Below are 9075 nucleotides of genomic sequence, written 5' to 3' on the forward strand. Positions count from 1 at the left end.
ATGCTGCTCGACCCGGTGGCCGCCGACTTCCCCACCCTGCAGATCGTGATGGCCCACCCCTCGGTTCCGTGGCAGGACGAGGCGATCTCGGTGGCGACGCACAAGCACAACACGTGGATCGATCTGTCGGGGTGGAGCCCGAAGTACTTCCCCGAGCAGCTCGTGCGGGCGGCGAACTCGTTCCTGCGCGAGCGCATCCTCTTCGGCAGCGACTTCCCGCTCCTGACGCCCGACCGCTGGATGCGCGACGTCGAGTCGACGGCGCTCAAGCCCGAGCGGATGCCCGGCATCCTCCTCGACAACGCCGCGCGCCTGCTCGGCCTGACCCCCTGACCCGAACGGAGAACACCATGACCACGACCGTCGCCTACGCCGACATCGCAGGCCTCGCCGGGACCGACCTCGGCTGGTCGGACTGGCTGGAGGTCACGCAGAGCCGCGTGGACCTCTTCGCCGACGCCACCGACGACCATCAGTGGATCCACGTCGACCCCGAGCGCGCGAAGGACGGCCCCTTCGGCGGGCCGATCGCGCACGGCTACCTCAGCCTGTCGCTCACGGTGAAGTTCTGGACCGAGTTGCTCGAGGTCACGGGAGTGACCACGAAGGTCAACTACGGTCTGGACAAGGTGCGCTTCGTCTCGCCGGTGAAGGTCGGTGCGCGCGTGCGCATGAACGCCGTCGTCGCCGAGGTGACGGAGGTGCGCGGCGGCTACCAGCTCGCCGTCGACCAGACGATCGAGGTCGACGGAGGAGACAAGCCCGCCGTCGTCGCCCGAGGGCTCTACCGCTTCTCCGCCTGACACCCCGCCCGCGCGCGCCGACCCCGGCGACGCGCGGGCGGCATCACACCCGCTCCCGGGCGCACCGCGGCGCCCGCCCTCGATGAAGAGAACGATGAGCACACCCGGACTCGGCGCCTGGCTCCCCCGCCGCCGCCTCAAGCACCCCGACAAGACGGCCCTGATCTTCGGCGACGATCGGCGGGTCAGCTACGCCGAACTCGCCGACGCCGCCGAGCGCACCGCCGCCGTCCTCTCCGCTCACGGCGTCGGTCGCGGAGACCGCGTCGCCTACCTCGGCGAGAACGCGCCCGAGTTCCTCTTCCTGCTCTTCGGCGCCGCGCACCTCGGGGCCGTCTTCGTGCCGGTGAACACGCGTCTGGCCGCACCCGAGATCGCCCACGTCCTCGCCGACTCGGGCGCGCGCGTGCTCGTGCACGACCCGGCGTTCGGCGACCGTGCCGCCGCGGCTCTGTCCGGCGGCGCCTTCCGGGGCGACGCCGCCCCGCGTGTCGTGGGCACCGGGGCGTCGGGACGCGACGGCGAGCCCGGGCTCGAGCGCCTCCTGTCCCTCGTCACCGAGGTACGCGCGCCGGTCCCGACGGGACTCGACGACCCCGCGGCGCTCGTGTACACCTCCGGCACCACCGGCCGTGCGAAGGGCGCCCTGCTCACGCACGGGAACCTCACGTGGGTGTCGGTGAACACGATCATCGATTACGACCTCGTCTCCGCCGACGTCTCGCTCATGATCTCGCCGCTGTTCCACGTCGCCTCGCTCGGCATGGGGGCTCTCCCCGCGCTCATGAAGGGGGCGACGGTCGTCCTCGAGGCGGGCTTCGAGGCGGGGCGCGCGCTCGATCTCATCGAGCGCCACGGCGTCACGGTGGTCTCGGGCGTCCCCACCACCTACCAGCTCATGGCCGACCACCCCGAGTGGTCGACGACCGACATCTCGAGCCTGCGCACGCTGACGTGCGGCGGTTCGGCGGTCCCGCCGCGGATCCGCGAGGCGTACGAGGCCCGCGGCCTGTCGTTCACGCAGGGATACGGCATGACCGAGACCTCTCCCGGGGCGACGAGCATGTCGGCATCCATGACGCGCCAGAAGGCGGGGAGCGTGGGTCTGCCGCACTTCTTCACCGACGTGCGGGTGGTCGGAGAGGACGGGATGCCGGTGCCCGCCCGCACCGTGGGCGAGATCCACGTGCAGGGGCCCAACGTCTTCGCGGGCTACCACGGCCAGCCCGAAGCGACCGCGGCCGCATTCGCCGCGGACGGCTGGTTCCGCTCCGGCGACCTGGGGTACCTCGACGAGGACGGCTACCTCTACATCGCCGACCGGCTCAAGGACATGATCATCTCCGGTGGCGAGAACATCTACCCCGCCGAGGTCGAGGGGCTCCTCGCCGGGCTCCCCGGGATCACGGGCGTCGCGGTGATCGGCATCCCGGACGAGAAGTGGGGAGAAGTGCCGATCGCCCTCGTGACGGTCGCGGACGGGGCGGTGGTCGACACCGAGACCGTGCGCGCGGCCCTGTCGGGGCAGATCGCGCGGTACAAGATCCCGAAGGCGGTGACGATCGTCGACGACCTGCCCCGGACGGCCTCGGGCAAGGTGCGCAAGGCCGAGCTGCGGGCGCGACTGCTCTCCGGGTCCTAGCGGGGCGCGCTGCCGTTCTCGATCGCGTCGACGAGGGCGAGACCGCGCTCGGCCCAGGCGATCTCGTGGTCGGCGCGCGCCACGAACCCCTCGTAGGCGAAGACCTTGAAGGCGACGATCGCCGCGGGGTCGTGCACCGTGTCGGTCTCGAGCCGCCGGGCCACGATCGGATGCGTGCGCCCACGGATCGCGTCGAGCTGCCCCTGCCACAGCCCGCGCCGCACCTCGTAGCGGGCGATGTGCTCGCGCAGCCGCGCGCGGGCGGCATCCGGCTCGGCCCACTCGAAGTAGGCCGCGCGCAGCAGCGCGGGGTCGCGGTCGGCGCCGTAGACGACCGGCTGCTCCATCCACCGGCGCAGGTCGTCGACGCCCTCGTCGGTGATCGTGTACCGCGTCTTGGTCGTGGCGCTCCCCCACGGCACCGCTTCGTCGCGCAGGAGACCGTCGGCGACCATGCGCTTGAGCTCGGGGTAGATCTGCGAGTCGGGGGCGTGCCAGACGTGTCCGACCGAGCCGTGGAAGGCCTTGGCGAGGTCGTACCCGGTCATCGGCTGGGCGGTCAGCAGCGCCAGGAGCGCGTAGCGCAGGCTCATCGCCCCTCCCCTCTTGCGACGTGGCGTGCGCCCACGATATCTTCCTCTCAATATCTATGGTGATAGTTATTGAGGACGAGGAGGTCCCGTGACCGAGACGATGGCGGCGAAGCTGCTGGATTACCCCCGGAACGCCTGGTACGTGGCGGCGTGGGACCACGAGGTGGGCCGCAAGCGCATCCTCGCCCGCACGATCGCGGGGCGCCCGCTCGCGCTGTACCGCACCGAGGACGGCACTGCGGTGGCCCTCGCCGACGCGTGCTGGCACCGCCTCGCGCCGCTGTCGCAGGGCGTGCTGGTCGGCCCCGAGGACATCCGGTGCCCGTACCACGGCATCACCTACGACTCCCGCGGCCGCTGCACCTCGATGCCCGCGCAGGAGACGATCAACCCCAGCGCCCTGGTCCCCTCCTTCCCCGTCGTCGACCGCTACCGGTACGTCTGGGTGTGGGTGGGCGACCCGGCGCTCGCCGATCCCGACCGGATCCCCGACATGCACCAGATGACGCACCCCGACTGGACCGGCGACGGACTCACGATCCACGCGCCGTGCAACTACCAGCTCATCCTCGACAACCTCATGGACCTCACCCACGAGGAGTTCGTGCACTCCAGCAGCATCGGACAGAAGGAACTCAGCGAATCGGAGTTCGTCACCAGCCACACCGACGCCGCCGTCACCGTCGAACGCTGGATGCGCGACATCGAGCCGCCGCCCTTCTGGCTGAAGAACATGCGCGACAAGTTCCCCGGCTTCTCGGGCCGCGTCGACCGCTGGCAGATCATCCACTTCGAGGCCCCCTCGACGATCCGCATCGACGTGGGCGTGGCCAAAGCCGGCACCGGCGCACCCGAGGGCGACCGCTCGCAGGGTGTCAACGGCTACGTCATGAACACCATCACGCCCGAGACCGACCGCACCAGCCATTACTTCTGGTCGTTCCAGCGCAACTACCGCCTCGACAGCCAGCTCATCACGACGCAACTGCGCGACGGCGTGCACGGCGTGTTCGGCGAAGACGAGGCGATGCTCGCCGCCCAGCAGGCCGCGATCGACGCCAACCCCGATTACGAGTTCTACAGCCTGAACATCGACGCGGGCGGCATGTGGGTGCGGCGGCTCCTCGAGCGGATGCTGGCGGCAGAGGGCCGCGAGCGCACGCCGGCGGCGGTGGGCTGAGTGGCCGTCTCGCACCGCGAGGTCTGGCAGGGCGGCACCGTCGCCGCGGCGCTCGACCTCACTCCCGAGATCCGCCGGATCGAGATCGACGTCGACTCCCCCGTCCGGGTGGAGCCCGGCGCGCACCTCGACGTGCGCGTGCGGATCGCCGGTCACGACGAGCAGCGATCGTATTCGATCGTGGATGCCACGCCCGACGGCGCCCGGGTGGCGGTGAGCGTCTACACCTCACCGGTCAGCCGCGGCGGCGCCGCGCGCATGAATGCGCTCCGCGCCGGCGACCGGATCGCGCTCACGCAACCGTTGAACGACTTCCCCCTCCGCCTCGGGGCGCGCCGCTACGTGCTCGTCGCCGGCGGCATCGGCATCACGGCGCTCCTGGGCATGGCCGAACGGCTGCGCGCCGCCGGAGCCGACTACCGGCTGCTCTACCTCGGTCGCAGCCGCCCCCTCATGGCGTACCTCGACGACCTCCGCGATCGCCACGACGACCGGCTCGACGTGCACGTGCGGGACGAGGGCACCTCGATCTCGGTGCCGGCCCTGGTGGACTCGGTCGAACCGGGCACCGAGGTGTACGTGTGCGGGCCGATCCGGTTGATGGATGCCGTGCGCCGGGCGTGGATCGCGCGGGGCCTCCCGCCGGCCGACCTGCGCACCGAGACGTTCGGCAACAGCGGCTGGTTCGACCCGCAGCCCTTCACCGTCCGCATCCCCGCCCTGGGCTTGGAGACGACCGTCGCCCCGAACCAGTCGATGCTGGAAGCCCTCGAGGCCGCGGGCGCCGACATGATGTACGACTGCCGGAAGGGCGAGTGCGGGCTGTGCGAGGTCCGGGTCACCGGGCTCGACGGCGACATCGACCACCGCGACGTCTTCTACAGCGAGCGTCAGCGCGACGCCCGCACCAAGATGTGCTGCTGCGTGTCCCGGGTGGTCGCATCCGACGGGATCGCACCGGGAGTCGTCACGATCGTGTCGAGCTGAGGCTCGCTCACACGACGAGCGGTGCGAGGGCGCGCACGGTGGGCTCGAGCGCGCTGATCACCTCGGCGGGGTCGTCGACGCGGTGGCGCGCCCCGGAGAACCCGATCGCGCCGACCGTCGCACCCGTGTCGTCGCGGATCGGGAGGGCGAGGCATCCGCTGGTCGGGGTGACCTCACCGCACTGCCGGGTCGCGCCGAACCGGCGGAGGTCGTCCGCGGCGGCCTCGACCGCCGCGCGGCCCTGCGTGACCAGCAGCAGCCGCCCCAGGGCGTATCGCTCGGGCTCGCGCACCAGCCGCGCCTCGTCCGAGAGGGGGAAGTCGGGGTCGGCGTCGATCACGACGAGCCGCCCGTCGACGAACAGCACCACGTGCACGCCGCCGCGCACCGCGCGACGGGCCTCGGCGAGCACGGCACGCGCGGCCGAGGGCAAGCGGGCCGGGGACGAGGTCACCCCGGCCAGTTGCGCCACCCGGGCGCCGAGGGCGAACCCGGTCAGGTCGGGAGTGCGCACGAGGTACTCGTCCTCGACGAGGAGGTTGAGCAAGCGGTACGTCGTCGCCCGCGGAAGCCCGAGCTCAGCGGAGATGCGCTGCGCGCTCGCCCCGGCTCCGAGGTGGGCCACCGCCTCGAGCACCGCCAGCGCCGAACGCACCGCCCCCGGCTGCCGCGCCGAGAGACCCGCCCGCTCAGGCATCGCCCCGATGCTCCGGTGGGGCGACTCCCCCGAGGACCTGGGCGGCCACGGGCTCGTCGTAGGCGCCGATCGGCTGCGAGCGTCGACGACGTCCGGCCAGCACGACGACCGCGACGGCGGCGAGGCCGACCGCGGCGACGCAGACCAAGCCCACGCGATCGGAGCCGGCGACGAGGAAAGCCACCAGCGCCGCGGTCAACGCGGCCGCCGAGACGACCGCCACCACCGCCGGCCAGATCGTGAACTCGCCGATCCGGCGCAGGAACACGGGCGCGGCCACGCACACGAGCACGTACGCGACGATGTAGCCCGTCGCCCCGACGGCGAGAGTCGCCTGCATCGCCTCGCGCGCATCGACGCCGACGAGCGCCAGCACGACCGGCACCGCAGCGACCACGGGCAGCGCCGCCGCGGTGGCGGCGATCGGCGTACGCAGCCGCGGGTGCGTGCGTCCCAGGCTCGCGGGCAGCACGCCGTCACGGCTCATGGCGAACAGCACCCGCACGAGCGCGGTCATCGTGCCGATCGCGCACGCCAGGAAGGATGCCGCGATCCCGATGTCGGCGGCCACCCCCCAGGGCCCCAGACCGAACGCGCCGGCCAGGTCGTTCACCGGTGAGGCGCTGGCCGCCAGGTCGAGCCCGAGCGCGTGGAAGCCGGACACCTGGGTGACCGCGGCCAGCACGTACACGGCCCCCGAGATCAGGACGGTTCCCGTGATCGCGCGCGGCACGTTGCGCAAGGGGGCGACCGACTCCACGCCGAGCGTCGCCGCGGATTCGAAGCCCACGAACGCCGTCAGCGCCACGACCGCACCCGCGGCGAGCGCGACCGGGTCGACGGGGCCGGGGGCGACCGCGGCGACGATGTCCGCGGGGCCGATGAAGAGCAGGAGCACCGCCAGCAGGACCACGATGAGGGCGACCGACAGGGCCTCCACGACCAGGGCGACGCGGGCCGACAGCCGGATGCCGGAGACGAGCACGACCGCGACGAACGCCGCCTCCGCCAGGACCGCCACCGTCATCGTCGTGCCGCGATCCAGACCGGGCCACAGCCCGTGCAGGAGATAGCCGAGGTAGTAGGCACCGCCGAGGAGCGCGAACATCGCGATCGCTGCGTAGCCGACGACGATGGCGGCACCCGCCGCGAGCCCCGCGCGCTCGCCGAGACCCCGCGCGGTGTAGGTGTACAGGGCGCCCGCGGCCGCGAAGCGTCGGGCGAACTGCGACACCGTCCGCGCGACACCGAAGCTCAACACCGCGGCGGCGACGATCGCGGCGACGGTGGCTCCCGGGGCCATGCCCGCCACGAGCAGCACGACCGTCGTGGCAGCCGCCGCGGGCGCGACCGCGGCCACCGACTGCGCCGCGAGGTCGACGACGCCGATGGTGCGGCGCTCCAGGCCGTGCAACGGCGAACGGTCGCCGAATCCGGCGACGGGCGTGGGCCGGGCGATGGCGCGGGCAAGTGCGGTCATAGTGCTCCCCGTGGACTCGGTGCGACCGTACGCCGCAGCCGTTGCACCCCCGCGACACCGATGTTTCGCGCACGTGTCCGCGACTGAGACGCCCGGCCGGACGGTGTCCCACTCGGCGTGCGGGCACTTTCACGCCGACTACATCGAGCGGCAACGGCGCGAGAGGAACCTCGATGCCACACCCGACCTCCGAAAGGCTCCGACATGACCCAGCTCGAATCGAAGGGCGCCGCCGCTGCGAGCTCGCGGACCCTCCGCGGCTCCCTGGGCGTCACGGCGATCATCTTCATGGTGGTCGCCGCCGCCTCGCCGCTCACCGTCGTCGGCGGCGCCGGCCCGCTCGGCATCCTGATCGGCAACGGCGTCGGGTACCCGACCCTGTACGCCATCAGCGCCGTCATCCTCCTCCTGTTCGCGGTGGGTCTGGCGGCGATGACGCGCCACGTCCCGCGGCCGGGGGCCTTCTTCACCTACATCGGGTACGGTCTGGGCCGCCCGTCCGGCCTCGCCGCCGCGTGGACCGCGATGCTCACGTACACGACGATCCAGGTCGCCGTGTACGGCTACATCGGCTATCTCCTCGAGATCACGGTCGTCTCGATCGGCGGCCCCGACCTGGCGTGGTGGCTGTACGCCCTCGCGACGGTCGGTCTCGTCGGCATCCTGGGCTACCGCCACATCGACCTCTCGAGCAAGGTGCTCGGTGTGCTGCTGGTCGCCGAGGTCGCGATCGTGCTGGTGCTCGTCGCGGCGGTCGTCGTCCAGGGCGGTCCCGAGGGACTGAGCCTCGCACCCTTCGAGCCGGCCAACGTCCTCAGCGGGTCACCCGGTGTCGGTCTGATGTTCGCGATCGCCGCGTTCATCGGGTTCGAGGCCACCGCGATCTTCCGCGACGAAGCCCGCGACCCCGACCGCACCATCCCGCGCGCCACCTACGGCGCGGTCATCGGCATCGGCATCTTCTACACGCTCGCGACCTGGGGCCTGGTGATGGCGTGGGGTCCGAGCGGCATCCTGGCCGCGGCGGCCGAGAACCCGGCGACCCTCATGCTCCGCACGGTCGCGATCTACCTCGGCGTCGTGGGCGAGGTGCTGGTGAACGTGCTGCTGCTGACGTCGATGTTCGCGTGCGTGCTCTCGTTCCACAACGTCCTCACCCGCTACCAGCACGCGATGTCTTCCGCGGGGGTCCTGCCCGACCGGCTGTCCGGTGTGCACTCGCGCCACCTGTCCCCGCACGCGTCCTCGCTCGTGCAGACGGCGACCGCCGGCATCCTTCTCGCCGCCTTCGCGATCCTCGGGCTCGACCCGCTCCTGCAGGTGTTCACGTGGCTGTCGGGGGTCGCGACGGTCGCGATCGTGCTGCTCATGGCCGTCACCTCGATCGCCGTGATCGTGTACTTCACCCGCAACCGCGCCGACCGCCGACCGTGGAACACCGTCATCGCCCCCGCCCTGGGCTTCGTCGGGCTGGCGGTGTCCGCCGTCGTGATCGTGGCGTACTTCCCCGTCATGGTCGGCGACGTCGACGCCGAGGGCGCCCCGACGTTCGGCGCGGTGACCTGGGCGCTGCTCGCCCTGGTCGTGGTCGTCCCCCTCTTCGGCTACGCCCAGGCGACCTGGATCCGCCGACGCCGCCCCGCCGCCTACGCCAAGCTCACCGACGCGATCGCCGGCTGAGCCCCCCCTCGTC

Annotated in this window: 9 protein-coding genes; 6 read left to right on the forward strand and 3 right to left on the reverse strand. The window is 72.1% G+C overall.

Annotated elements, in window-relative coordinates; genetic code table 11:
* From FE256_RS16530 to FE256_RS16540, 3 genes are all read left to right on the forward strand, one after another.
* Positions 1–333: amidohydrolase family protein (locus FE256_RS16530; protein ID WP_171024390.1), on the forward strand; the 333-nt coding region annotated here is incomplete at its 5' end.
* Positions 334–350: 17 nt separating this feature from the next.
* Positions 351–803, forward strand: coding sequence for a MaoC family dehydratase (locus FE256_RS16535; RefSeq protein ID WP_138177852.1), 453 nt, complete (start codon positions 351–353; stop codon positions 801–803).
* A 94-nt stretch (positions 804–897) separates the two neighbouring features.
* A complete protein-coding gene (locus tag FE256_RS16540; RefSeq protein ID WP_138177854.1) occupies positions 898–2445 on the forward strand; it encodes an acyl-CoA synthetase in 1548 nt (515 codons plus the stop codon).
* Here the strand turns inward: FE256_RS16540 and FE256_RS16545 are convergent.
* On the reverse strand, positions 2442–3038 hold the full coding sequence (locus FE256_RS16545; RefSeq protein WP_138177856.1) for a PadR family transcriptional regulator: 597 nt from the start codon (positions 3036–3038) through the stop codon (positions 2442–2444). The two genes, FE256_RS16540 and FE256_RS16545, sit on opposite strands and share 4 nt — an antisense overlap.
* A 100-nt stretch (positions 3039–3138) precedes the next feature.
* On the opposite strand from FE256_RS16545, the gene FE256_RS16550 reads away from it, so the two are divergent.
* Complete coding sequence (locus FE256_RS16550; RefSeq protein WP_138177866.1) at positions 3139–4218, forward strand: aromatic ring-hydroxylating dioxygenase subunit alpha; 1080 nt, start codon at positions 3139–3141, stop codon at positions 4216–4218.
* Positions 4219–5205 carry a PDR/VanB family oxidoreductase gene (locus FE256_RS16555; protein WP_138177858.1) on the forward strand — a complete coding sequence of 329 codons (987 nt, stop codon included), beginning with the start codon at positions 4219–4221 and terminating at the stop codon, positions 5203–5205.
* Between the two features lie 7 nt (positions 5206–5212).
* On the opposite strand, the gene FE256_RS16560 is transcribed toward FE256_RS16555, so the two are convergent.
* Together FE256_RS16560 and FE256_RS16565 are read right to left on the reverse strand one after the other, a co-directional pair.
* Positions 5213–5902, reverse strand: a complete 690-nt coding sequence (locus FE256_RS16560; RefSeq protein ID WP_138177860.1) for a helix-turn-helix domain-containing protein — start codon at positions 5900–5902, stop codon at positions 5213–5215.
* Positions 5895–7382 (reverse strand): APC family permease, encoded by a 1488-nt coding sequence (locus FE256_RS16565; protein ID WP_138177862.1) that lies wholly within the window; start codon positions 7380–7382, stop codon positions 5895–5897. The genes FE256_RS16560 and FE256_RS16565 overlap by 8 nt, the downstream gene beginning before the upstream one ends.
* A 204-nt stretch (positions 7383–7586) precedes the next feature.
* On the opposite strand from FE256_RS16565, the gene FE256_RS16570 reads away from it, so the two are divergent.
* Complete coding sequence (locus tag FE256_RS16570) at positions 7587–9062, forward strand: APC family permease (protein ID WP_138177864.1); 1476 nt, start codon at positions 7587–7589, stop codon at positions 9060–9062.
* Positions 9063–9075 lie beyond the last annotated feature (13 nt).

Origin of the sequence: Microbacterium sp. 5K110 (genome assembly GCF_005774735.1) — a bacterium.
Taxonomy (GTDB): Bacteria; Actinomycetota; Actinomycetes; order Actinomycetales; family Microbacteriaceae; genus Microbacterium.